The 24230-nt window shown below is 46.9% G+C and carries 23 protein-coding genes and 1 pseudogene; 12 read left to right on the top strand and 12 right to left on the bottom strand.

The genetic code is table 11. The features are described from left to right. Positions 1-32: 32 nt before the first annotated feature. Entirely contained in the window at positions 33-2201 is a 2169-nt protein-coding gene (locus G9G54_RS11315; RefSeq protein WP_165178058.1) for an alpha-glucuronidase family glycosyl hydrolase, read from the bottom strand. 35 nt (positions 2202-2236) lie between these two features. Continuing rightward, positions 2237-4435 carry a glycoside hydrolase family 52 protein gene (locus G9G54_RS11310; protein ID WP_165178056.1) on the bottom strand — a complete coding sequence of 733 codons (2199 nt, stop codon included), beginning with the start codon at positions 4433-4435 and terminating at the stop codon, positions 2237-2239. A 166-nt stretch (positions 4436-4601) separates the two neighbouring features. Between G9G54_RS11310 and G9G54_RS11305 the strand changes: the two genes are divergently transcribed. After that, positions 4602-5546, top strand: coding sequence for a helix-turn-helix domain-containing protein (locus G9G54_RS11305; RefSeq protein ID WP_165178054.1), 945 nt, complete (start codon positions 4602-4604; stop codon positions 5544-5546). Positions 5547-5605: 59 nt separating this feature from the next. Continuing rightward, a pseudogene (locus G9G54_RS11300) lies at positions 5606-5713 on the top strand (SDR family oxidoreductase); the annotation flags it as partial. Between the two features lie 112 nt (positions 5714-5825). Here G9G54_RS11300 and G9G54_RS11295 read toward each other — a convergent pair. Then, a complete protein-coding gene (locus G9G54_RS11295; RefSeq protein ID WP_165178341.1) occupies positions 5826-7004 on the bottom strand; it encodes an MFS transporter in 1179 nt (392 codons plus the stop codon). Positions 7005-7160: 156 nt separating this feature from the next. Between G9G54_RS11295 and G9G54_RS11290 the strand changes: the two genes are divergently transcribed. Continuing rightward, positions 7161-7604 carry an Lrp/AsnC family transcriptional regulator gene (locus G9G54_RS11290; protein ID WP_023990936.1) on the top strand — a complete coding sequence of 148 codons (444 nt, stop codon included), beginning with the start codon at positions 7161-7163 and terminating at the stop codon, positions 7602-7604. Here the strand turns inward: G9G54_RS11290 and G9G54_RS11285 are convergent. Beyond that, positions 7590-8771, bottom strand: coding sequence for a serine hydrolase domain-containing protein (locus tag G9G54_RS11285; RefSeq protein WP_165178050.1), 1182 nt, complete (start codon positions 8769-8771; stop codon positions 7590-7592). The genes G9G54_RS11290 and G9G54_RS11285 overlap by 15 nt on opposite strands. A gap of 257 nt (positions 8772-9028) precedes the next feature. Between G9G54_RS11285 and G9G54_RS11280 the strand changes: the two genes are divergently transcribed. The 3 genes from G9G54_RS11280 (at position 9029) to G9G54_RS11270 (ending at position 10793) form a co-directional block, all read left to right on the top strand. After that, positions 9029-9532, top strand: coding sequence for a hypothetical protein (locus G9G54_RS11280; protein WP_165178048.1), 504 nt, complete (start codon positions 9029-9031; stop codon positions 9530-9532). Between the two features lie 485 nt (positions 9533-10017). Beyond that, positions 10018-10191, top strand: a complete 174-nt coding sequence (locus G9G54_RS11275) for a hypothetical protein (protein WP_023990932.1) — start codon at positions 10018-10020, stop codon at positions 10189-10191. Continuing rightward, positions 10188-10793: a zeta toxin family protein gene (locus tag G9G54_RS11270; protein WP_165178046.1), complete on the top strand. Its 606-nt coding sequence runs from the start codon at positions 10188-10190 to the stop codon at positions 10791-10793. The genes G9G54_RS11275 and G9G54_RS11270 overlap by 4 nt, the downstream gene beginning before the upstream one ends. 189 nt (positions 10794-10982) lie before the next feature. Here the strand turns inward: G9G54_RS11270 and G9G54_RS11265 are convergent, their stop codons facing one another. The 4 genes from G9G54_RS11265 to G9G54_RS11250 form a co-directional block, all read right to left on the bottom strand. Then, on the bottom strand, positions 10983-11885 hold the full coding sequence (locus G9G54_RS11265) for an AraC family transcriptional regulator (RefSeq protein WP_165178044.1): 903 nt from the start codon (positions 11883-11885) through the stop codon (positions 10983-10985). A 663-nt stretch (positions 11886-12548) separates the two neighbouring features. Beyond that, a complete protein-coding gene (locus G9G54_RS11260) occupies positions 12549-12896 on the bottom strand; it encodes a KGG domain-containing protein (RefSeq protein WP_165178042.1) in 348 nt (115 codons plus the stop codon). 122 nt (positions 12897-13018) lie between these two features. Continuing rightward, entirely contained in the window at positions 13019-13780 is a 762-nt protein-coding gene (locus tag G9G54_RS11255) for an ABC transporter permease (protein ID WP_165178040.1), read from the bottom strand. After that, on the bottom strand, positions 13777-14517 hold the full coding sequence (locus tag G9G54_RS11250) for an ABC transporter ATP-binding protein (RefSeq protein WP_165178038.1): 741 nt from the start codon (positions 14515-14517) through the stop codon (positions 13777-13779). The genes G9G54_RS11255 and G9G54_RS11250 overlap by 4 nt, the downstream gene beginning before the upstream one ends. A 242-nt stretch (positions 14518-14759) precedes the next feature. Here G9G54_RS11250 and G9G54_RS11245 point away from each other — a divergent pair, with 242 nt between their 5' ends. From G9G54_RS11245 to G9G54_RS11230, 4 genes are all read left to right on the top strand, one after another. After that, positions 14760-15359 carry a TetR/AcrR family transcriptional regulator gene (locus G9G54_RS11245; RefSeq protein ID WP_165178340.1) on the top strand — a complete coding sequence of 200 codons (600 nt, stop codon included), beginning with the start codon at positions 14760-14762 and terminating at the stop codon, positions 15357-15359. 112 nt (positions 15360-15471) lie between these two features. Then, entirely contained in the window at positions 15472-16101 is a 630-nt protein-coding gene (locus G9G54_RS11240) for an SDR family oxidoreductase (RefSeq protein WP_238807951.1), read from the top strand. 358 nt (positions 16102-16459) lie between these two features. Continuing rightward, positions 16460-17170: an MBL fold metallo-hydrolase gene (locus G9G54_RS11235; RefSeq protein WP_165178036.1), complete on the top strand. Its 711-nt coding sequence runs from the start codon at positions 16460-16462 to the stop codon at positions 17168-17170. A 99-nt stretch (positions 17171-17269) separates the two neighbouring features. Beyond that, on the top strand, positions 17270-19033 hold the full coding sequence (locus tag G9G54_RS11230; protein WP_165178034.1) for a glycosyltransferase 87 family protein: 1764 nt from the start codon (positions 17270-17272) through the stop codon (positions 19031-19033). 131 nt (positions 19034-19164) lie between these two features. Here the strand turns inward: G9G54_RS11230 and G9G54_RS11225 are convergent, their stop codons facing one another. From G9G54_RS11225 to G9G54_RS11210, 4 genes are all read right to left on the bottom strand, one after another. Beyond that, positions 19165-19869 (bottom strand): Crp/Fnr family transcriptional regulator, encoded by a 705-nt coding sequence (locus G9G54_RS11225; RefSeq protein ID WP_165178338.1) that lies wholly within the window; start codon positions 19867-19869, stop codon positions 19165-19167. Between the two features lie 61 nt (positions 19870-19930). Beyond that, positions 19931-20101, bottom strand: coding sequence for a rubredoxin (rd, locus tag G9G54_RS11220; RefSeq protein WP_007432984.1), 171 nt, complete (start codon positions 20099-20101; stop codon positions 19931-19933). Positions 20102-20103: 2 nt separating this feature from the next. Beyond that, positions 20104-21297, bottom strand: coding sequence for an NAD(P)/FAD-dependent oxidoreductase (locus G9G54_RS11215; protein WP_165178032.1), 1194 nt, complete (start codon positions 21295-21297; stop codon positions 20104-20106). A gap of 36 nt (positions 21298-21333) precedes the next feature. Beyond that, a complete protein-coding gene (locus G9G54_RS11210) occupies positions 21334-22569 on the bottom strand; it encodes an FprA family A-type flavoprotein (protein ID WP_165178030.1) in 1236 nt (411 codons plus the stop codon). Positions 22570-22797: 228 nt separating this feature from the next. Between G9G54_RS11210 and G9G54_RS11205 the strand changes: the two genes are divergently transcribed. Both G9G54_RS11205 and G9G54_RS11200 read left to right on the top strand, forming a co-directional pair. Continuing rightward, entirely contained in the window at positions 22798-23139 is a 342-nt protein-coding gene (locus G9G54_RS11205; protein ID WP_103047231.1) for a cupin domain-containing protein, read from the top strand. 114 nt (positions 23140-23253) lie between these two features. Beyond that, the gene (locus G9G54_RS11200) at positions 23254-23958 is read left to right on the top strand and encodes a class I SAM-dependent methyltransferase (protein ID WP_238807949.1); all 705 of its coding nucleotides are present in this window, start codon (positions 23254-23256) and stop codon (positions 23956-23958) included. Positions 23959-24230: the final 272 nt, after the last annotated feature.

Raw genomic sequence — 24230 nt, 5'->3', positions numbered from 1 at the left:
GTCTGTATGAAAGTATTGCCGAGGCAGCTTGCTTAATAAATAGGGCGATTCTTCTGGTCCGGAATGCCACTTTTACGGTAGAAATACGTATTGATCCGATCCCGCCATTCTTTGGCATGCTCAGCCTGATGCTCCAGCCGCTCCAGCACCTGTTCATACATGGCATCACTCAATTGCCCTCGTAGACTAACCCATGTGTCTCGGAGATGGGCCGCACGTTCTGCACCTTCAAAATGGGTATCATAAATGTGCTGTATGACAGTTTGGCCGGAGTGGAGCAAGTGTGTATAAGGAACATGGTGAAAGAATAAAAGCAGCTCATCCGGGCAGGTGTCCGTAGATTCGTAGATATTAGTATTGGGAGAAAAATATTGTCCTGCATAGCCCGTTCCGGTTGCGGACGTGCGATCTACCCCGATCCCCCGACAATCAGCAAAATGGTAGGTGCCCCACATAGAATATTCGTACCCGTCTACATCCGGCCCATAGTGGTGATCGGGACTGACCATCCAGCCGACCCCGAGAGGGGCGGTGTAGGATTCGTAGATATTCCATGAATTGAGCAGCATTTGCTTAATGGTAGAAATTAAATCTGTGTCGCCGTCGCTATTCCCTTGTCTGCCAAACGTCAGCCGAACCCACTCGTCAGCGATTTCGTCTGCGGACAGGTCCGGGTCCCATGCCAACCGACCATAGCCATAAAGATTGGACTGGGCGAGCAAATGTCCGGTCCAATTGGTGTCTGCACCAATATTGGATACAGCGGCTATTCCATAGTTGGTATGCTTGGGAGAATGCAGAGCGCCACTCACGATACGCTTGATGGTGGAACCTTTTCCTTGGGCGTAGGTGTCAAAATCCAATACTTCCTTCCATTGGGGAACAAGGTAACATAGATGTTTCTGTTGGCCGGTGTACTCTTGCGCAATTTGAAATTCCAGCAGTACCTGAGTGGATTCCAGCGCACCGAATAGGGGGGAGACAGGCTCCCGTACCTGAAAATCCATGGGACCATTTTTGATCTGTAAAATGACATTTTCTCGAAACAGTCCATCCAGCGGTTTAAAATGGTCAAAGGCTGCGCGAGCCCGATCCGTCTTGCGATCGCGCCAGTCCTGCTTGCAGTTGTAGACAAAGCAGCGCCAAATCACACGTCCGCCAAAGGGCTGCAACGCATCTGCCAGCATATTGGCTCCATCGGCGTGATGGCGTCCGTAGCTGAACGGTCCAGGCCGATTTTCGGAATCGGCTTTGACCACAAAACCACCCAGATCAGGAACGGCGGCGTAAACTTCCTGGGCTTTGGTCTGCCACCATTCAGCTACAGCTGATTCTAAGGGATCGGCCGTGGTTAACCCGCCGAGCTGAATAGGACTGGCATAGTTAATGCTCAAGTAGATCTGTATGCCATAGGCGCGAAACACCGCAGCTACTTTAGCCACATCCGGTAGGAATTTATCTGCAATCAGCTCAGTCTCTACCTGATGGACATTCACATTGTTGATGGATAGTGCTTGAATGCCTACAGAAGCGAGCAGACGGGCATAGTCACGCAGGCGCTCCATATTTGTAGTAAAGGCATTATTGTCGTAGAAAATAGATCCGCCCGCATATCCACGTTCAACACTACCATCCATATTATCCCAGTGGTTGATCATGCGGATGGGATTAACAGGGTTGGATAATTGGTCTAGAATGGGGGCGTGCAATGATTCGGTGGTGGGCTTCAACTTCCCATCTAGTCCTCCCTGCAGGTAGCGCAGCAGATGAAAGACTCCGTACAATACGCCTTTGGAGGTCTGCCCTGCGACTGTAACGTATTGTCCTTTGAACTCATCGTTACCATGCGAAGCTGAATATGCCGGATCTGGCATCTCTATCCCGCGAATTCGGTAGCCTTCTGCACCCACTTCTGCCTGTTCCTCTGCGCTGAATCGTTCTGCGACCAAAGGATGCGCTGGGAACGTACCCAGCGCAATGAATGGCGCATTCACAGGAACGGCGCTGATCTTCGGCTGCTGTCCAAACATGGAGGTCAATCCGTGCTGAAGCTCACTCGCAGCCGATTCAAGCACTTCATCTGTCTCATGGACCACGATGACCCTGCACCAAGCGGGCAGCTTTTCTACCTTACTATTGCGGCTGTAATGCAGCCAAGCCGCATAGCCGCTCTCTTTTGGCATATCCATAAGCTTGCTCATATTGGAGCCTCCTTTTGGGCAGGTGAAGATGATCCTCAGACATGCTGTTCCTGATCCTGACTCATATGCTCAGGGAGAGTCAGACGGTTGCCGTTGCCTTCATACAGCCACAAAATAGCAGTAACTCCGCGTGGATAGTATTTGCTGCCGTGAGCAATACCGGAGAGTATCTGATCACTCCAGCACCAATAGGATTCTTCAGGGTGAAGGAGCCATGAGACGTGGGCAGCGTCTGCGGCCTGCCCAGCTTCTTCCCAAGGCAGTTCCAGCAGCTCGCGGGCAATAAACTGTGACAGATAGATTTTGCTCAGCCAGGAGTTGTTACTGGTCGAGGACAGCTTCCAGCCTCCGTCTTCAAACAGACAAACTCCCGGTACCAGTACAGTTTCCAAATGGCGTCGCAGTGCTTGGATATATCCACCGAACCGTCCATCAGGCTTAAGCGCAGCCTCACATCCTGTAAAGTAAGGGAAGATCAGCCCCTCAATGGCAGGAATAATCTGCGAGTCATTGCCTTCCTTAATAACTGCAGGAATATAGCCCTTGTCTGTCATATGTGCTGTGATTGCGGCTGCGCATTTGTCCGCCTGTAAGCCAGCCTCCTGTGAGAGGGAGTCAAGCCCTTTTGAGGCAAATATTTTTTCCAGTGCAACATATACCGCCCAGCATTTGCTGCCTAGATAAATGTTGTTGCGGGACTGACCCAGAGATACGTCCAGACTGTCGTAGGTCGTAATTTCCGCGCCTCCCCGGGTTCTAGAGCTGTCCAAGCCCATCAAGCCGTTTCGTTGTGCCGGGTCGGGGTGATCCCGCCGCAGCATGCTTTCGAAGCAGTCACACAAGACAGGCAGCATGCGTGTTGTAAATGACTGATCCTGTGTCTGCTCGATATATACCGTGGCGCAGCAAAGCCAGTTCACCAGCTCCTCATGGCTCATATAAGAGAAGCAGTCGTCAATCCCTGCCAGCTCATAACAGGAGTATCCCTGCCGGGAGAACACGTTGGCCACGCCCATATCATGCGTAAACGTGATACCACCCGGATAGGTCTGTTCCTCTCCCGGAAAGCGTACCTCATCCCGATAACTGTACCTTTGGACAAACCACTCCAGCTCGTTGCGCACCGTCCATGGATTTAAAATCAATTCATAGTAGAGCTGATCTGCCGTCAAATCGAGTGTATTCATCATCCGATACTCGCCTTCGTTCACAACCCAGATCGGTTCTCCGTCCGCTTGGTGACTAAGCAGTTGGGTGCTGCCGTAGTAGCTGTGGATCGCCTGAGCGAGCATGAATTCCTGGTCTGGGCTCAGGTTAGCCGACTCCATCCAGCGATTAGCCTGAACACAGGCTGCGGTGAGGTCTGTAAAATGCTTCAATGCATAGCTCCCCACGTCTTCAATATCCTTGAACAGCCGGGTATAGTAATACGATGCTTCGATGCCTGTCGTTACGATGCCGCCGCGATAGAAGCATATGGCGAAGGTATACGTGCGCTTCTCACCTGCGGGAACGTCCATCAGAAGCGCACCCGTCACGCCCAGGCCAAAGGATAAATTCTCGGCCATGGTCTCCCCAAGCAGCTTCTCCATTGCAAATCCGCTGGCAGGTACCGCTTCTCTACTGTTGGTCACAATGGCTGTGCTGCGCCCTTGGCCGATGCCTGTGAGTCTTCCCTCCAATGGGGTAGAATCCGTAGCGTCCCTGCGCGGATCTTCTCCAATAATGCGTATGCCGCTATACGGATCACTGCCCTGATAGCCGAAAAAAGCTTTTCGTGCTGCAGTTCCTTGCGTGTTATCGACGGTTAGCTCAGCGAATAACGCCGGAACCAACGCTGCTCGCAGCTCATCCATACCCGCGGTTCCCGGCTCGGGCACCGGGCGAACAGGAGAGTACAGCCGGAACGTCAAATCACCAGCCTGCCATGTATCCGTTCCTGCTTTTAGCTCACGGGTAATGTCTGAATCGGCAAAGGCCATAAGCTGTGGTTCCGTTCGTTTACCCTTTTTCTCCACGTCGTAGCGGGCACTTTCATCCTGTGTGGATGCAAAAAAGGGAAGCGCCTCGTATGATCCGCCATCTCTGGATTGCAGCCCAATATATACATTTTCATCGGCAGGCTTGCCCAGCTCCAAACCGAGTCCGCCGCGATTGCCCTTAAACCCAAGCGTAAAGCTGGAAAAAGAACCGATCGGTGCATGCTGCGTGTTATAAAATATATTTTTCGACATATAATGAAACCCCTTTCATAGTAAGGTTTAACTTTGACTAACTTCACTTAGAGCCTAGCATGTCAAATGGCGGGGAACCATTGTCAAATCGCTCAACTATTTATCCAAATCGCGCTGAAAGCGATATACTGGAGTATATCCATGTAAGTAAGCCAGGAGGGAAAACATGTCGTCACCACGTTTACCGAAGCTTCCCCGTTATCCAGACCTTACAGCTGCCGGAGAGGAATTCTTTTTTCCCGATGTACGGACCACGGTCAATTTGTTTGCCATTCATACACGAAGTGTCGGAAGAGAGTGGAGCTATCCGCCACACGAGCATCCTCAATATGAAATTAACATCGTGCTTGCGGGAGAACAGATCATGGTTGTGGATGGTTGCAGCTATACCCAGCGACAGGGTGATCTGGTGCTGCTGCGCCCGGGGATTGTCCACTCCAGCCATAGTAACGGAGAGGGATTTACGTATTTTTGTATGCATTTCGACATTGATGATAAGCTGTTTCTCTCGCTCCTGAGTCGTCTGGAGCAGATGCTGTTTCCAGCTGAAGGCACCGTAGCAGGTCAGATGGGACCAGCGTTGAGCAAGCTGCTCGATCTTTCAACGCCAGAAGACATAGGAGTAGGTAGTGATTCGGTGGCAAAGCGTATGCGGATTCAATCTGCTGTGTTTGAACTGTTCGCAACGTTGTGGGAGGCTGTATCCAGTGAAGCGGCCGATCTGCCGGGGCGTGGATATGTGCAGGCAGAGCTTGCCCATCAGATTGCCAGTCGTCTTCAGGGCAGAGTGAATCAGCCTTATGGACAGGCCGGATCGGTGGAAAAACAGGATGGGATCGAGGGGATTTCATCCGAGCTAGGTATTAGCGTGTCCCATTGTAATCGTGTATTCCGTAGCGTTTTCGGTGTGTCTCCCCGTGTATACCTATCCGGGCTTGTGCTGCATGAGGCCAAGTTGCTGTTAGCTGACCCGCAATGGTCGGTGCAACAAATTGCCGATATGCTCGGCTATGGGGATATTGCGCATTTTAGCAGACAGTTCAAGCGCTGGTCGGGCCAATCGCCGACATCCTATCGCAAAAGCACGGTACAGGAAAGCCCATACGAATAAAAATGAGTATGTCTTAAAAATAGTTACGATATAATCCTTATAAAGGAGCTGAGAATAATATGAATTTACATAATCAACGTGTCGTCGTGATTGGCGGCAGTGCAGGTATAGGGCTGGCAACAGCCATAGAAGCAGCAAAGCAAGGGGCAAGCATCGTGATCGCTGGGCATGATCCACTCCGACAGGCAGGAATCAATCTTTAAACAAAAACCGGTTCAACACCATACAAAGTGTTGAACCGATTTTTTATGAAAACAGGCTTGGCCCTCTTGCAACTTTTTAGCTTTGCACATCTAACCCTTTATATTTTCGCAAAATACGTGGATAAATCAACTTAGACCCGATGCATACCATCGCCAGCATGGCGAACAGCAAACCGCTCCACAGCGTCCCATGGATCCCCGCTCTGGCAATAAACCACCCCCCTGCCAGCGAGCCCAGTGATACCCCTAAGTTAATAAACGAGATATAAAGACTGTTGGCAAACGCGGGAGCTTCTTTGGCCTCATCAATCACCCAAATCTGGGCGACAATCAGTCCGCTGGTATGAACGGCCCCCCACACGATAATGATGAAGAGCGTAGGGATAAATGAAGAACTGATCCCGTACAACAGCAAATAGGTGCCCCCCAAGACTACTGGATGAAAAAGAGCGGTGCGTACCTTATGCAAGCCCATGAGCTTGCCAGCCAACAGATTGCCGAGCATCCCGCCGATGCCGAAAATAATAAGCAGAAAACTGATAACCTTGCTGCTCATCCCTGTATTTTGCCCCAAATATTCGGCAGAATAGCTATACACCGAGAACATGGCTGCAAAAATAAAAGTAGCCGCCCCGATATTGAGCCATAGCGATACTTTACGCAAAATGCCAAGCTGCTTCCGATAGGAGAACATTTCGGCTTGTGGTGTATCCGGCAGCATAAATAAAATACCGATCCCTGCAATCCCATTCGCTACCGCAGTAAACCAGAAGGAGGCCTCGTATGAAAATTGATTGGCGATATAGGCTGTAATTGGGATACCGAGTACCATTCCCATGCTCGTGCCGAGAAAGGCCTTGGCGGAAGCTTGCGTTGCTTTTTCCGGGGGATATAACGCAGTGGCAGCGACAAAGGCAAGCGAGAAATACACCGGGTGAAACAGAGCCGGAATGATACGTAAAATCACTAGTAGATAAAAGTTGGACGTATAGGCTGACAGCAAGCTTGTTATGGCAAAAACAAACAACGACATTGTCATGATTCGCTTGCGGTTAAACCTGGACATCCATAGCACCATGAAGGGACCGAACAACGCGATGATCAATGCAAATGAACTGACAAGAAACCCGGCCTGAGCTGCCGTAATATAAAAACGTTCAATGATGACCGGCAAAATGCCAACCACACCGAACTCAATCGTGTATACACCAAATAGGCCAAGCGCAATGAAAAGCAGGGGCTTACTATATTTCATTGGTTTCATTCCCTCTCCACGTCTTCCTGCTTTACGTTCTTGATTTTGCATGCTAATATTTCATTAAATCATAAAATAATAAGGCAATATTCGAAATAATACATAATAATAATTGTGTTTTTGTGATATTACCTTGAACTTAAGGAGGCTGATTTGATGGATCAAGTGGATCATAAAATTTTGTTGTGTCTACAAAACCAGGCGCGTATCTCCATGACCGAGCTGGGTAAGGAGGTTGGGCTTTCCCAGCCTGCCGTAACGGAAAGAGTGCGGCGCATGGAGGATAAAGGTATTATCACTGGGTATCGTGCCATAGTTTCACATGAGAAAGTCGGAAAGCCGATCATGGCTCACGTGCTCGTGCACACGAATCAATGCAATTCATTTGTTGAGTTTTGCCAATCTGCACCTGAAGTCATTGAGTGCCATAGAATCAGCGGCGAGCAAAATTACTTACTGAAAGTCATGGTTGAGTCTATGCTCAAGCTGGAGCAGTTCGGGGATGAGTGTGGAAAGCACGGCCACTCTACCACGTTAATTGTCCTGTCCTCGCCTGTAGACCATAAACATGTAACCCCCACTTTATTAGACCCTATTTGAGCTACCGTAAATGGCTTGGCAAAGCTCGGTTGTAAACGGACCTGACATCCCTTCGAATGCTGTATTGGTAAAGGCGACAACACTAAGTCTTAGTGCGGGATCAACAAACCACGAATGACCGTAAGCTCCTCCGAGACGCCACGTTCCGGGTGATTCTGCTGTTCCACTTTCGTCGGGATTTTGGAGTACGGTGAATCCTAGTCCAAAGCCCCGCCCCGGCCAGCCTGCCAAGGGGAGGTTCCCGGTCTGGATGGTGCCCATTTCACGGACCCATTCCTCTGAAAGCAACGGATTGCCGCCGTTTCGCAGTGTTTCCAGCAGCCGCATGAAATCTTTTGCGCTGCCAATCATACCAGAGCCACCAGAGTGGAAAGCCGTGGGATCAAAGGCTCGTGCAGGCTGAAAACGAAGTCCTGCGGTGCCTTCAAAAACCTGCGCAACCTCAAGCTCACGCATCCGCCGGGGTTCTGATATATCGTTGACATAAGGAGCCGCAAGCCGTCCAGCATCCGCGACCGCAAAACTGGTGTCGTGCATACCGAGAGGTTCGGTAACGAGCTTTTTAACAGCTGCATCAAGGGTTGTGCCACATACACGGGTAATGATAGCGCCGAGCACATCAGTAGCAATCGAATATCCCCACGCTTTACCCGGTGTATATAACAGTGGCACAGAAGCCAAACGTTGCAAGTTCTCTTCCAGCGTAAGATTTGAGAAATCCATGCCATCTGATACGCCTGCACGATGATAGGGACCGCCGCCTTCTTCCTCTAAAAAGCCATAGGTCAACCCGGCTGTATGTGTCAACAATTGGCGTACTGTAATGGAGGGCTGCTCACCACTGATTAATCGGGGGCGAAAGTCGGGCAACCAGCGTTCAATAGATTCATCGAGCTTAATCAATCCTTGGGCTGCCAAAACCAAAGCCGCAGTAGATACAATCGGTTTGGATACAGAAGAAAGCCGAAATAAAGCATCCTCATGCATAGGACGTTGTTCTTCTCGATCAGCCAGCCCCGCCGCTCGGACATACACGGGTGAACCGTCCATATATATCATGACGACTGCGCCGACCAGGCGCTTCTCGGCAAGGGTTTGATCTATAACTGCATTTACACGTCCGTCCAGACCAGCTTGTATCGCAAAAACTCTATTATCCAAACCCATAAATATCTCATCCTCTCTATGATCCAGCGGTTACCGCTTGATGGAACTTAGTTTACAGGATGGAAAGACGACATTACATAAGGTAACAAAGGTATTCAGTGAGCATTTACGTTAAAATAAAATTATATTAAAAGAATGGCCTTGGATTTAAATGAATGGGATTTTACAAGAAGTTATGCTGCGTTTTACAGTGCCTTTTTAAGTTGAGATACGTTGAAAATAGGTGGTAAAATTTACAACAAAGGGGGTTTTATTTATTGAGGATTGTATCGCGTAATAAGTTGGCTTGCTTGGTTGTCTTAGGAGGGATTTTGACCGTAATTGCTACAGGTTTTGGAGGAGGTAAGGAATCTTATAAACTTCCCGATAAGCCCAAAGAGGCTGCTGTCTCGACATTTTCAGAATATATGAACGCTTCTATGAGTCGCGATTACGACAAGATGCTTTCACTGTCTGATGATTATCGCTTTAAAACAGAACGGGCACGGCTTGATTTTCTAAAAGCCCAGGGAACACCGATTGATTATCGTATCGTGTCTGTGGATGATTCTAACCCTTCCAAGATTGTTGTTTCGTCGATAACGAAGTATGAGGATATGGAGTTACCTTCCATTAAGCATATTCTTGCTTTTGAGGAAGGAAAGTACAAGCTACAAATGAGAAATGTTGTGATCAATATGATTCCTTCATCACCTGACTACAGAACGGTCGAGTACGAGCCTGAGAAGGTAGATGACAATTTAGAAGGTAATTTCAAGTGATTTTAATTTTTCAATTTTCTAATCCCACGGTCCAAAGCGTATCCAATGAGATACCAGAAAACTAGTGTAGTGAAGTAAACAATGGCTATGGGGATGTCTGCCTCTCGCACAAATCGAAATGATTCATACATCCAAACTAGCGGGCTAATGATAGCCAATAGTATATTATAGTCGTCGTACCCCATAATATTTACAGTAATAATTAGACATGAGATTAGAACTAGCCAAAAACGAAAAGATTTCATTGCCTATACCTCCGCAATTGTATTTGTTGTTATAGACGAATAAAAAAAGCTGAAGGTAGCATTTATTCCAAATTTATTTATTAAAATGTATTAAAAAGAACGATATTTCGATCCTATTTACTTGTCACGACTTTTAGCCGTGCGGTATTCGTATGGATTTGAGTGACGCTGGATTCTTTCAGACTTTTCGATTTATGATATACTCTCGATATATGATTTGGATGGGATGGTGATGGCTGAATGAATCGTACACACGACCTAGGCAAGTTAATCAAACTAACTGGAGATAGAGCAAAACTGGACGCTAAAGCAAATGGCACATATATCGTCTACAAAACACCGGATGGTCAATTTGTTAAAGAGTACAGTAATGGTCAAGTCGAACGAATTAAAGAACAGGATATTTTATCATGAATGAGCCGTTTGCTACTATGTTTGTATTCGCAGGAAACAACGGAAGTGGTAAGAGTACAATTCGCAATCTAATCGTTGATAGACTGGGTGTAAGTGTTAATATCGATCCAGATGCGTTAGCGCGAGGGATTGATCGTGAAAACCCTGATCGACACAAAGTATCGGCAGGAAAGGAAGCGATTAAGCTAGCGCGGGATTGTATAAGAAATAAACGAGATTTTACCGTAGAGACGACACTTGCTGGTGGCAATGTGATTCGACAAATGCGAGTGGCAAAAGAAAAGGGCTTTGAAGTTATTATGTTTTATGTGGGCCTTGGTGATTATCGTCTTAATATCGAGCGAGTTGCTGCACGAGTTCGAAATGGGGGTCACCACATTGATACCGCTGATATTATAAGACGGCATCAGACCTCACTGGACAATCTTCTCTTACATCTTAAACTTATCGATCATTTATTTGTCATTGACAACAGCAGCTCAGATGGCGTGATTGTATTGGAATCAGATAGTGAAACGATAAAACACCATGTGGCGTTGTTACCGGATTGGGTTAAAATCATTGATTTTTACTTGCAAAATAAAAATACTGGTCAAGAATAAACCGACAACTGTATAATTCAGTGATCGGTTTATTCTGTATTTACATCGTATTGTGTCCACAATGCCAATTCAATGTGTATTGCACCTCAAAACGGAACCCGTTAGTAATAGACTGTTACTATTTTTTAACAAACTTTAGCAAGACGATGAACGGCATCCTGATCGTAGAGGCTTATTGGGGTTTTTTCCCTACACTTTTTTCACTGGACGTAACACTGCGTATCCGTATCCTTCTGGGAAATGCCGCTGATAATCCTGCTTTGTTTCCTCATCCCATTCATACCCCAGGCTGCTAGGGTCAAAGTTCCAAGCCTTCTCCTCCACCATTCTCATAACGTCTCCATTGTTTTTTAAATAATTGAAGGGTGGGTGGAAAAACACCAGGTAATCTGATTCGGGGATGTCCCGGCACTTCATTCCTGCGGGAATCTCTCCGGCATAGTCAGCGGCAACCGGTATTCCATAGAGATAGCCCTTCTGACCATCCTGATAAAACCAGCCCGCAGTTTGACCCAATTGTTCGGGAAGTTTGAGATGAGACATGCTTTCCAATGTTCCGCAAATTTCATCACAATTGTGACCGTTTCTCCAGAAATCGCCGTAGTTTCGAGAAGAAGTATCCCAGATTCCAATAAATTTGTGTGCTGGTATATGCTCGATTTTGACTTCAGCTTCTTGCAAATGATCCTTAACCATCTTATCCCGCTCCTTCAAATGGTAATGATAAGGAGAGAATACCTCAACACGAATGGCCAACGGAATAGGTCGGGGCTCCTTCTGGTATACAGCCGGAGTTACCTCAAACGCTTTTACAAATGCCCGTGTAAAAGCCTCCTGTGAAGAAAACCCATACTTTACTGCAACATCGAGGATGCGGACATTGCTATCCCGGAGTTCCAGTGCAGCACGGCTAATCCGGCGCATCCACACATAATCCCTTAACGTCATTCCTGTAAGAGAATGAAACTGTTTTGTACAGTAGTAAGGGGAGTAGCCTAACTGATCGGACATTCTCAACAACGAAGGTGCTGAAGTAAGATTATTATCAATCCAATCGATCATGAGCTGAACCATTTCGTTCCATTCGTACACGAGGGTTCCCTCCTTTCGACTCCATCTTAACAGCCGGAATACAGGAATATTTGACTTGAGTTGCATGCACTCTTTTGTATTATTCATGAAGCTTTAGTCAAGGGCTATGTTAGTCCTTGTTGTCTTGTTCTATTTTACTCCTCTACATAACGGATATATGGGCGTTGAAAGTACCTTTGATCAGATACGAAATAATATGGTTTGCCTATAACCAGAGGAGGGATCACAGACTTTGAGGAAATATATAATTCTTTATATTCACCTCCGCTAGAAGCATCTCTCTGTATGACATGTAGTTTTAACTAATTTAGCGGTTTCTGCTGAGTGATGATCTGAATAATAATAAATCCAGCTGAAAATCAGTGAAAAAAATATAATTCTTAAAATAGTTGCAGCCGTTTTATTCTTTGTAATCAACATTCGCGCAAACCTCCCATAATCCATTCTTTCATTTGTAATAAAATATGTATGATTGGTTATTTAACCTGTTTATGTATATTGTAAGGTGTATGATCGGTTGACGAAAGTAACTTTCACACAAAAAGCCTATCTGCCGTTGTTCCGGCAGATAGGCTTTTATAACATAAACGTCCACTATACTTCATGTTTATATGCAGTCTGTGCCTCTACATTGCAATTGCACTGACCACATACTCCCTATTGTCAGTTATTTCTACGCTGACGGGCGCGGGCCTCGCCGCCTTTGCGGCCTGCTTCTTCCCTGCTCATTTTCCCGTCGCTATCACTTTGGTCTGAATTGCCACGGGCTTCGCCGCCCTTGCGTCCGATTTCTTGATAGAATTCCTTGTCATGGTTTTTGGCAGTAGCTTCGCCACCTTTTTCACCAATTTCTTGGTAGAAGTCCTTGCCATGACTTTTGGAAGTGGCTTCGCCACCTTTTTCGCCAATCTCTTGGTAAAATTCTTTGTCGTGATTTTTAGCAGTAGCTTCTCCACCTAGACGTCCTGCTTCTTCGCGACTCATTTTGCCATTTTGGTTGTTGTTAGCCATGTTCAATCACTCCTCATCGAATTTTAGTAAAGCGGGTACGTGTATCTATTAACCGTCATGTCAGGAATTAAACATTCTATTTTTTTATAGAAAATGGTAAATAACTGGAGATATCCACCTGATTAGCGTTCCCATGCTTCGGTATGCAGTTGTTGCTGGCGGTTAAATAATGCCGGATAAATGAACAGGCTGAGCAGCACGCTAGTCAAAATAGCAGAGGTCATGGTGGTAAATACGATGAGCAATTGCAAACGCACAGCGGCAATCGGATTGGCACCTGCGATGATTTGTCCGGTCATCATGCCGGGAAGCTGGACCAGCCCTAACGTTTTTTGCCCCTCGATGGTTGGAATCATACTGGAACGTATGCAATCCTTGAGTAAAGGGAAGATGGCTTGTCTAGGCGTGCCGCCTAGCGCCAGAATGAGCATGATTTCAGGCTTGCGCAGCAGGACTTCCGACTTGAGCCGGGACACCAGCAGGCTGGACAAAATCATGGAGCTGCCAATGATCATGCCGCTAATCGGAATCATATACCGTGCTGTCGCCGGAATGATATGCAAGCCAATCAGGAACGCCTGCGTAACGATTTCCACACACAGCAGCGTCAGGAACGATTTCCACATGAGACCGGGGATAAATCGCCCTTTGCGCGCAACATTTTGTGAGGCTACGGTAATCATGAGCAGAATGAATAATACGATAAATCCGTAGCTTTGCATCCCAAAAATCAAATGCAATACATATCCAATCGCCAGCAGTTGAACCGACGCTCTGATCGTGGCGATGATCATGTCTCGGTCCAGACCGAGTTTGAAGGATTTGGACATGACGATAGCGATAAATACAAAACCGAGAGAGAGAATCAAGGCAACAATCGTCATACCCATTCTCCTGCTACAAACCTGCGGGTCTCACTATGCTGCGGAGCATTAAAAAACGTCTCCGTATCCGCTTGTTCTACCAGTCTTCCGTCGATCATCAGCCATGTTTCGTGGCCCAACCTGCGGGCTTGTTCCATATGATGCGTAATCCAGATCATCGTTGTTCCCTCTTTTTTGTTCATTTGCAGCAGCAGTTCCTCAACCTCTTTGACCGAGGCAGGGTCCAGTGCAGAAGTAATCTCATCCAGCAGTAAAATATCCGGGCGGTTCGCGAGTGTCCGCGCCAAGGCCAAGCGCTGTCTTTGTCCGCCGGACAGTTCCTGCGCCTTCTGCTCCAACAGGTCGCGAGTAAGTCCTACGCGTTCCAACAGGCCGGCAGGATCATCCAGCACCGTACCGTGCAGCCGTTCTACGGTTTGGAGATTGTATAGGACCGTTCCCTGAAGCATGGGGGCATCCTGAAAAACCAATGCTACTTTCCGTCTCAGTTCAGGGATCTCCCACTCCGATATAGGTTTGCCGAGGACACGGATATCCCCTTCATCTGGTGTCATTAGGAGGTTGCACAGTGAAAGCAACGTGCTTTTACCAGCCCCTGATGGACCGACCAACGTGGTGATTTTGCCGGGGGAAACTTTTGCCGTAATCCCGTTCAGAACAGCACGTTGCTGTCCAGACCCGGCGAAATATTTGATAATGTGATTGAATTCAATAGCTGGAAATGGATTGAGTTCCATAAATATAGCTAGCTCCTTTGTAGGGGATCGGGAAAGGGATTAGATCCGTTTTATGATCTTATTTTTTATTATATCAGTAATGACTGCTATGCTCTTCTATAAAGGTTCGATGCAGGTTGGCTGTTGTAAACGGCATTTTCTTTGTATAAACTAACAGGATTAGTTAAAATAGAATCTGGATCGACTCTGTATATGTATAAGGAACTGGATTACATAGAAATTCGATGGAAGGGGACAGGATGATGTCGCCTAGAAACGGAGTAAAACTGCAAGATATCCTGCGGGCTGCCGAGGACATTGCCAATGAACAAGGGATGGGGGATGTCACGCTCACCACGCTGGCGCAAAAGCTGCACATTCGCCCTCCGTCCTTGTATAACCACGTGAACGGATTGAACGGACTGCGCCAAGTACTGGCATTGCACAGTCTCGAACAGTTGGAGGAAACTTTGATGAGCGCAGCGGTTGGTAGAGCGGGCGAAGATGCACTGACCGCTATGGGGAAGGCGTATATGCGGTATGCTCGCGAGCGACCCGGTTTGTATGAAGCGATGCTGTATGCAACTGATCGAAATGATACCGAAATGAGGCAGGCTGCGGATCGCGTGGCCGAGCTGGTCATTACCGTCCTGTCCAGTGGTTATGGCTTTAAGGAAGAAGATTGCATTCATGCAGCGAGGGGATTCCGTAGTCTGCTTCATGGATTTGCCTCGCTTGAACAAAAGGGCGGCTTTGGTTTACCTGTGGAAGTAGACCGGAGCATTGAGGTGATGATGGCTACCTTTTTGGCAGGTCTGCGTGTGCGGCAAAAGAGAGATGTCGAGCTTACCAAAGAAGTCTGATTTCAACCTGATGCAGCTAACATGATTGCGTCGTAGACCCGAAGGGTAAAATACATCTGTATAATGTAGATGAGAGACTGCGAATACAGGAGGGGTATGAGTAAACGTACTGGTGATTGGTGCAAATGGAAAAGTAGGCAGACATCTTGTCCGTCTACTGGGGCAAAATAAATCGCATCGCGTAAAGGCGTTGATCCGCCATTCGGATCAGGCCGAAGCGCTTGAACGTTTGGGAGCAGAAACGGTGGTAGCTGACCTCGAAGGGACGGTTGGTGATATTGCCGCAGCTATAAAAGGCAGCGATGCTGTCGTATTCACAGCAGGCTCCGGTGGAAAAACAGGAGCGGATAAAACACTGCTTATCGACCTGGATGGAGCGGTCAAGGCGATGGAAGCCGCCGAACAAGCGGGTATCCAGCGCTTCGTTATGGTCAGCGCCCTACATGCGGAGAATCGGGAGCAGTGGCCTGAATCCATTAAACCGTATTATGTGGCGAAGCATTACGCTGACCGCCTGTTGGAAGCGAGCAACCTGGACTACACGATTCTTCGTCCGGGTGGTCTGACGGATGATGTGGGCACCGGCAAAGTTGCTACCGGTGAGGAGCTCACCAGCCACACCATTTCTCGTGAAGATGTGGCGGCAGCGGTGGTAGCAGCGCTGGAGGAACAGCAGACGTATCAACGTGCAATTAATCTGGTGTCTGGCAGTACGCCTATTGCTGAGGCAATCCGGCTGTAATTACGGATGAAGTTGTTGCAGAGGACGCTTATAAATGACCATAAAGCGAGAAGACGGCCACAATGGTCATCTTCTCGCTTTATGGTCATCTGGAATTACTCCGTTTGATAAAGAGGAAATAGCTAAGAAGGCTTCGTTATTAATAACAGGAGGAAAAGATTAATTCTTGTTTTGAGAGGCATCCCCGGGGGCAGAGTCCCGGGGATGCTTTTTGCTGTTTTCTCAGTACGGCCGTCCCCGTAGCAGTTCCAAGCTCCAACTCCAGCTGAATAGCAGCAAAAGTATTTGCTTAAAACTAATTATATTATTTATAATACTAATATAATTAGTTTATAATTAAGTCAAGGAGATGAGATAAATGCGTATTGTTCAGGTGCAGCATGTGTATCAATTGACGTTTATGCCCCGGCTGTTCCCGGTGAACTGTTATTTGGTGGAGGAGAAAGAGGGGCTCACCTTGGTAGATGCCGGATTGCCATACAGTACCCGTGGTATAGCACAAGCTGCGGCGCGGATCGGGCAGCCGATTATTCGAATTGTACTTACCCATGCCCATGGGGATCATGTGGGTGCGTTGGATAAGCTCAAGGCAAGGTATCCTGACGCGCAAGTGTTCATTTCAAGGCGGGACGCACCGCTGCTACAGGGCGATGTATCGTTGGAGACAGGAGAACCGGATACTCCTATTCGAGGCGATGTACCGAAGCATATCCTTACCCAGCCTGACGTTTTACTGGAGGATGGGGATCATGTAGGTTCGCTGTTGGCGATCAGTGCACCAGGACATACGCCGGGCTCGATGGCATTTTTGGATACTCGCACCCGAGCGCTAATTGCAGGCGACGCCTTTCAGACCCGAGGTGGTATAGCGGTATCGGGAAGGTTTAAGCCGCTGTTTCCTTTTCCGGCACTGGCTACCTGGAACAAGGGAATTTCGCTGAAAAGCGCCAAAAAGCTGGCGAGTTTCAATCCATCTTTATTAGCTGTCGGTCACGGCAACATGCTGAAGCATCCGCAATCTCAGCTGGAAAGGGCGATTATGGAGATGGAACGACAATCTTCAGTATGATGATTCGGTATTCAGCCAACATTCAGCCAGAACTCACAAAGTCCTAAGCTAAGGCAGATACAATATGGGAAAATAGAAACAGAGAGAGGTGCATCGGATTTGAACGTTTGGAAAGCGAACGGTCTGAAATATATACTTCTATGTAGTCTCATATTGTGTGCTGTCGCTAGTGTCGTTTCGTTATGGAGTTATTCAGGTAGCTCCGCGTCCCAGTCTGCGGCTGTTAGGCAGGGCCCATCCGGCGGGTTTGGGGGAGGGGGCGGACCTGGCGGAGGTATGAGGGGGGCGGGACAACCTACCAACTCCTCCACTGAGGGGACATCGACATCGGGTGACAAAGGTACAACGACCGGGAATGATACGTCTGTATCGAGCGGCAGTGGTGTTGCCAGAGACGGACAGCACAGAGGCCCCGGTGGCATGTCTGGTAACGGATATGGCATGGGCGGTCCTGGCGGTGGTATGGGTGGTGGAAGAAGTGGGAACTCCTCATCTGCTTATGCTACTCCGCTGGCGATTTTCGCCGCTTTGTTCTTCGGTACGTTCGTGTTTATTGCGTACCGGTTTCGGGCTCGTGAATGGAAGCTCGGGGAACGTAATCGAGGACTGATGCTGTGGACTGTGCTGGGTGTGGGTTTCTTTTTAAGAATGGCGATCGCCCCATGGATTTCGGGTCACATGGATTTAATGCTATTCCGGAACTGGGCTACGACAGCAGCGGATAGCTTATCGGGCTTTTACACGAACGGATCAAGTGATTATCCGCCGTTCTATATTTATATTTTATATGTGATCGGTCAAATCGGCTCTACGGATGCTTTCAGTCCCTATATGTCCGTGCTGCTGCGGCTTCCCAATATATTAGCCGATATCGTGACAGCGTACATGCTGTACCGGTTGGCGAGCAAACGGGTCGGCTATGGAATAAGCCTTGGATTGGCTATATTCTACGTGTTTAACCCGGCGGTGTTTATCAATTCGACCTTCTGGGGGCAGGTAGATTCTTTCTTTACTATGCTGATTGTGGGCATGATTGTGCTGCTTGTGGAAAACCGGGTCGGCTGGTCCGCCGTATTGTTTACGGTAGCCGTATTGATGAAGCCGCAGGGGATTATTTATGGGCCTGTTTTGTTCTTTGAGTTGCTGAGACAACGTAAAATACAGCCTTGGCTGTTGTCCATTGGCGGTGCCGTTGTGACGACCATTCTGGTCATATTGCCATTTTCGTGGGGGCAGGAGCCGTTATGGCTGCTAGATCTATACAAGGGAACGGTTGGCGAATATCCGTATGCTTCGGTGAACGCGTATAACTTTTTTGCACTGATTGGTGGCAATTATACGCAGGACACTACAACGCTGTTCCTGTTCAGTTACCATACATGGGGTATGATCTGCATTGTGTTGTTGACTCTATTTACATGGTGGATGTATATCCGCAGTCGCAAACCACAATTTGCAGCAGCAGCTGCGCTGGTGCTCATTGCAGGTGTATTTACCTTCGCTTCCAGCATGCATGAACGGTACTTGTTCCCTGCGGCCGCGTTAGCTGTACTGGCGTATCTGTATTTACGAGACCGCAGATTTTTGTGGCTTGCGGGTGGATTCAGTCTTACGATTTTCCTGAACACCTTTGATATTTTCTATAGCTCCAACTCTCGGGATCAATACGGTATTATTTTGTGTGTGACATCATTGTTGAATGTGTTGTTGTTTGGGTATTTGGTCAAAGTAGTGCGGGATTGCTCCAAATCGACCACGATTGAGACTGCTCCTTCTACAGACAGAGTTTCGCCAGAACTTCCTTCAGCGCAGCCTGCATGGGGAGCGTCTTCCCAAGGTGTAAACACGACAATTGATAGTTAGTGGAGTATAAAATATGCTAAAAAACCGCCTTTTAACGAAATGGAAGTGGTTGATAGATCAACTGCAATCCATAAGTTAAAGAAGCGGTTTTTTGTTGTCCTCATGTTAGAGTAACATTGTATCTATGTGTCTCAATCCATATATTCGTTCAGTTTCTGTACATCGCAGATGGTAATCTCTCTTGTACCCCTGCTATGAATAATCCCCAGCTGTTCAAATTTTACGATTTTGCGACTGATGGTTTCGCGGGTGACACCCACATAATTAGCCAGTTCCTCACGTGAAAGGGGGAGATTTATTTTAATGTAGGAGCCGTCCGGCTTGCCATATTTATGTCCAAGCTCAAGAATCATATAGGCGATGCGGATTTCCGGGTCTTTGGTAGCTAGGCTTTGAGCCAGGTTTTCGGTATGTGCCAAGCGTTTAGTAATGGTTTTGAGCAGCTTCAAAGAGATATCGGGATTGTTGCGGATCAACTGCTCCATATCATCCTTGGTGAGCATACAAATATCAGTATCTTTTAAGGCATACGCACTAAAGTTACTCAGCTCATCGCTGTTAAATATGTTCAACTCGCCAAAAAAATCGCCAGTTGTCAGAATGTGCAGAATTTGCTCCTTGCCCTGAGGCGTCATCTTCAGCAGCTTGACATGCCCGCTTTTAATAATGTACAGCGTATCCGATGCTTGTTCCTCGATAATCAGGGCTTCACCCTTCTGATATTTTCGGTGTCGGATCATGGAGCTGACCTTACACAAATCTTCGCAGGACAAAGAGGAAAAGATAGGCACTTTGCGGGCACAGGGCTCCTTTTCGCACTGGCAGGGACAGGACATCTCATTCACATTCATTCACTCCATTCATAAACCGGAAACTACAGGTTATAGCGCATGGTTGTTATTCTGTATCATCTATTGGGGCAAAATGACTTTGATCCTCACCGCAGACTGGACAAACCCAGTCTTCTGGAAGATCCTCAAACGCTGTACCAGGCATAACGTCTTCATCGGGGTCACCGATAGCAGGATCATAAATGTATCCACAGGGCTGACAAACATATTTTTTCATCTCTAGTTCTCCTTGTCATTCAAAATTTTTGTAAGCTCTGGTGCGTCCGGTTTGAGTCCCTGCATGATGGCTGTTTTGTATGGTAGTGAAGCAAGGGCATCTCCAAAGCCAATCACGCCGCAGATAGAGCCGTTTTGTATGAACATACGTGTATAAGAAGCTCGATTTTTAATAATCAGGCTGGTGTCGCAGACTTGTTCATCTACCAGACCGATGGAAAAGAGAGGAGATTCATAGCAGTTTGAAAGGGTTACAGGGAGGGGACGCTGATAGCTGACGGATGCGCCCGCCATATTAGCGCCTGCTATTTTTCCCTGCTCCATTGCGCTTTCCCATAACCCATCTACTCTACTTTGAAATTCGGCTGCATCACCTGCTGCATAGATATTGGCGGAGCTGGTCTCCATCTGTGCATTCACCAGAATGCCTTGTCCAATATCAAGGCCGATTTGGCGAGCAAGCTCCGTATTCGGTACAATTCCGATAGAGTACACGACATGCTCGCAAGGGATAACAGAGCCGTCCTGTAGTTCCACACCTTCTACGTGATCTGTGCCTTTAATACGTTTTACGCCTTGCCCAAGGTGGATCTGAGTACCCCGTTCGGTCATTTGATCGGTCAAAATAGCGGAGGCCTTTTCATCTAGCTGGCGGGGCATAAGCCGATGCGAAGCTTCCAGTATGGTTACAGCATACCCTGCTTGCTGGAAGGACCAGGCGGTTTCCACGCCTTGAATACCGCCCCCGATGATACATATCCGGTCTCCCTGTCGCAATTCTGCTTTAAGGCTATCTGCATCTTGTCGAAAACGGATATTGTGAACGTTCCTTAGAGAAGCCCCATCCAGCACAAGCTTACGGTTGTGAGCTCCTGTACACAGCAGCAGCTTGTCATAAGCAACGGTTTGTCCATCTATTGTTTTGATAGTACAGTCCTCAGGATGTATCTCGGTTATCTTGATGCCGGAATACACATGAATTCGTTGATTGGCAAACCACTTTTCCTTTTTGATCAGGATTTTGTCACTGTGCAAATCAGTGAATAGTCCCTTGGAAAGTTTGACTCTGTTATACGGAAAGGATGCTTCCTCCCCGTAAATAGAAATTTCGGCCAGCTCATCATGATCTCTAATCGCTTTTGCCGCGTTGACGGCGGCGACACTGCCTCCGATAATAACGTAATGTTGGTTACCCATTCAGTATCTCTCCTATTCGCTATACGCTACTGTGTTTTAAATAACACTAAGCAGTAGATCTGAGACAAATTCAGCGGCATTTTTAATTTTTTTCACTTTTTCAACTTCTGTAGGAGAGAAACGAATACGTACCGGGAATTCCACATGGGTCATACCCGTTGATTTGATTACATCTGAAGTGCTTTGGACCTTCATATTAGTACCGTTCAAGTAATCCTGTACAACTTCAATGGCTTCCCCGCTCCAACCGTAGGAACCAAAGGCAGCAGCCAGCTTGCCTTCCAGATTCATCTTTTGCATTTGTTGCAATAGGTCTTCCAATTTGCCCGTCATATCGGCATATTTAGTAGAGCTACCAATGAACACAGCATCTGCTGAGGCAATACTATTCAATATTTCCGTTTCATCCGCTTTATCCACGTCCCATAGCTCCACCTTGATTTGGTTCTCCAAAAAGCAGTCCTTCAGGATGTTTGCCATTTTTTTAGTGTTATTTTTTAGGGTGGCATAGACAATCGCTACTTTTTTATCCTCCTTGGTTTCGGTACTCATAGAGGCGTACAAATCAATAAACTTGGCAATATCATGTCGGATCGCGAAGCCGTGGGAAGGTGCAATCATCTCAATATCCAGATCGGCAACAGCTTCGATTAATGTACGCACATATCTGCGATGTGGATGAATAATAGCCTGATAGTATCCGATAAAGTCCTCGGTGATATCAAAACCAGCCTCATCGGCAAATAGATGCTCTACAGCCACGTGTGTACTGAAAATATCGCAAGGGAACAAGATTTTATCTTCTATACAATACGTAATCATGGTTTCTTCTGTATGCAGATAAGGAGTTTCTTTGAACAGCAGCGTTTTGCCTCCAATGTCCAGTTGATCCCCATCCTTGATTACGAGGAAGTTGCGATGCTGAAGCTTGTACATTTGTTGAATTTCCGGAACGGCAATCTCAGTGCAGACAATCGTAGCGTTCGTTGCCTTGGAAGCAAGTGCCGCCAATCCGCCCGAGTGATCTGGTTCCGTGTGATTGACGATGATATATTGAATATCCAATGGATCGATCAATTCGGTTACAGCTTCGGCAAATTCTCTACCGAACGCCATATCCACGGTATCCACAATGGTTGGCTTTCCGGTTTTTAATAGATATGCATTATAAGTTGTACCCTTTGATAGTAAAAGACGATGAAAGGGAACCTCACGATTATCAATTTTTCCTACCCAATAAATATCCTTTGCCAGCTTGAATCCGGGCTTCATAGGAATAACCTCCTGCTTGTTATTGTTTTAGCATCTTGCATAATCCGATTCTAGTTGGATGTGTCGATGAAAAAGATGATTGAAATCAAATTTTTAAATATTTTAAAAGTATTTTCACTTAAATTTAGTTTTGTGATTGCAATCACAAGTCGAGCGAAATAATCCAATACAATAAAGGTATTAATCCATCTTAAGCAAATTTAATTTCAAACAGGAGCGTGAACCAATATGAAAAAATCAAATCTCATTCAATTTCAGGAATATAAGGAAGCTGCGTTTACAAAACGAATTGTGCATAAGGAAGCCGACAATGTAATTTTTATTCTCAACTTTACTCCTAATGCTGAGTTGCCAACACATAATCACCCAGGAGCGAATGTATATTTGCTTGTTCTTGAAGGCAGCGGTATTGTAACTGTGAACGGCGAAGCAACGGAAGTTGTCCAAGGGGATATCATTCATGTTACGGGAGATGAGCACTTTTCCTATCGTGGCGGTGCAGAGGCAAATTCCAGTCTGCATGTAGTGTTGACCCAAACGCCAAGTGAAAGCTATGCGCAGAACATATAAAAGAGGACACAGCAGCAACATGCTCATATAAAAAAAAGAAAAAGGTTATTTTTTTTACACTCGTATTGATAATGAATATCATTATCAAATTTTAAGAAGAGGTGTTAATAGCCAATGCAGACAGTAGATTACAAACAGGTGCCAGGGCACTGGATATTAGCAAGTCTCGGTAAGCGCGTGCTTAGGCCCGGAGGGTTAAAAACGACACGTTGGATGATAGAGGGACTTGACGTAACCGGGCAGGATGAGGTTATTGAGTTTGCCCCCGGATTGGGTATAACTGCCCAAATCACACTGCGGCTTAATCCCCGTCGTTATATTGCGATTGAACAGAATGAGAAGGCGGCTTCTATCGTAAAAACGTATGCAAGCGGAGCAAATCGGGAAGTCATTATTGCCGATGCTGAACAGGTTCCGTTGCCGGATGCCTCTGCGACGGTGGTATATGGGGAAGCCATGCTGACGATGCACACAAGGGCCAAGAAGGCGCAGATTATTTCGGAAGCCAGGCGGCTTTTGAAAGCAGGTGGGAAGTATGCTATTCATGAGATGTGCCTTGCTTCTAACCATATTGAGCCTGCGCTCAGAAAACAAATTTACAAGGATTTGGCTGTATCCATGAGAGTTAATGCGACACCGTTGACGGTGTCAGAGTGGGAACAGTTACTGAAAGAGGAAGGCTTTAAGGTCGTTAAAATCTATACGGTTCCCATGCACTTATTGCATTTGCCACGTATCATTCAGGGAAAATTGCCTTTAACCTTATGCGTAACCATGCTGCCCGGACAAGGGTTATGGGTATGCGCAAGCAGTTTGTAAAGTACGCCGACCATCTGCAAGCAGTCAGCATCATCGCTGAGCGATAGCCTGAATTCACGAATAAGAGAATAAAGCTTTTTACGCAATACGAAAAAAAGGAGACGAACCCCTATTCAGGGATTCGTCTCCTTTTTGTATATTTGCTGCTTTGGTTTGGCCGCTGGCGTGCGCATGCTTTGCACCCCTCTGTTCGTCATATAATACGCGTAACGAAAATTTCCAATTCCTGATGTTTTACATTACCATAGTGACTGAGATCATTGGAATAGTTA

Origin of the sequence: Paenibacillus sp. EKM212P (assembly GCF_011066115.1) — a bacterium.
Taxonomy (GTDB): Bacteria; Bacillota; Bacilli; order Paenibacillales; family Paenibacillaceae; genus Paenibacillus; species Paenibacillus polymyxa_B.
The sequence above is the reverse complement of the archived record's forward strand: the minus strand, read 5'-3'. Positions and strand labels throughout refer to the sequence as shown.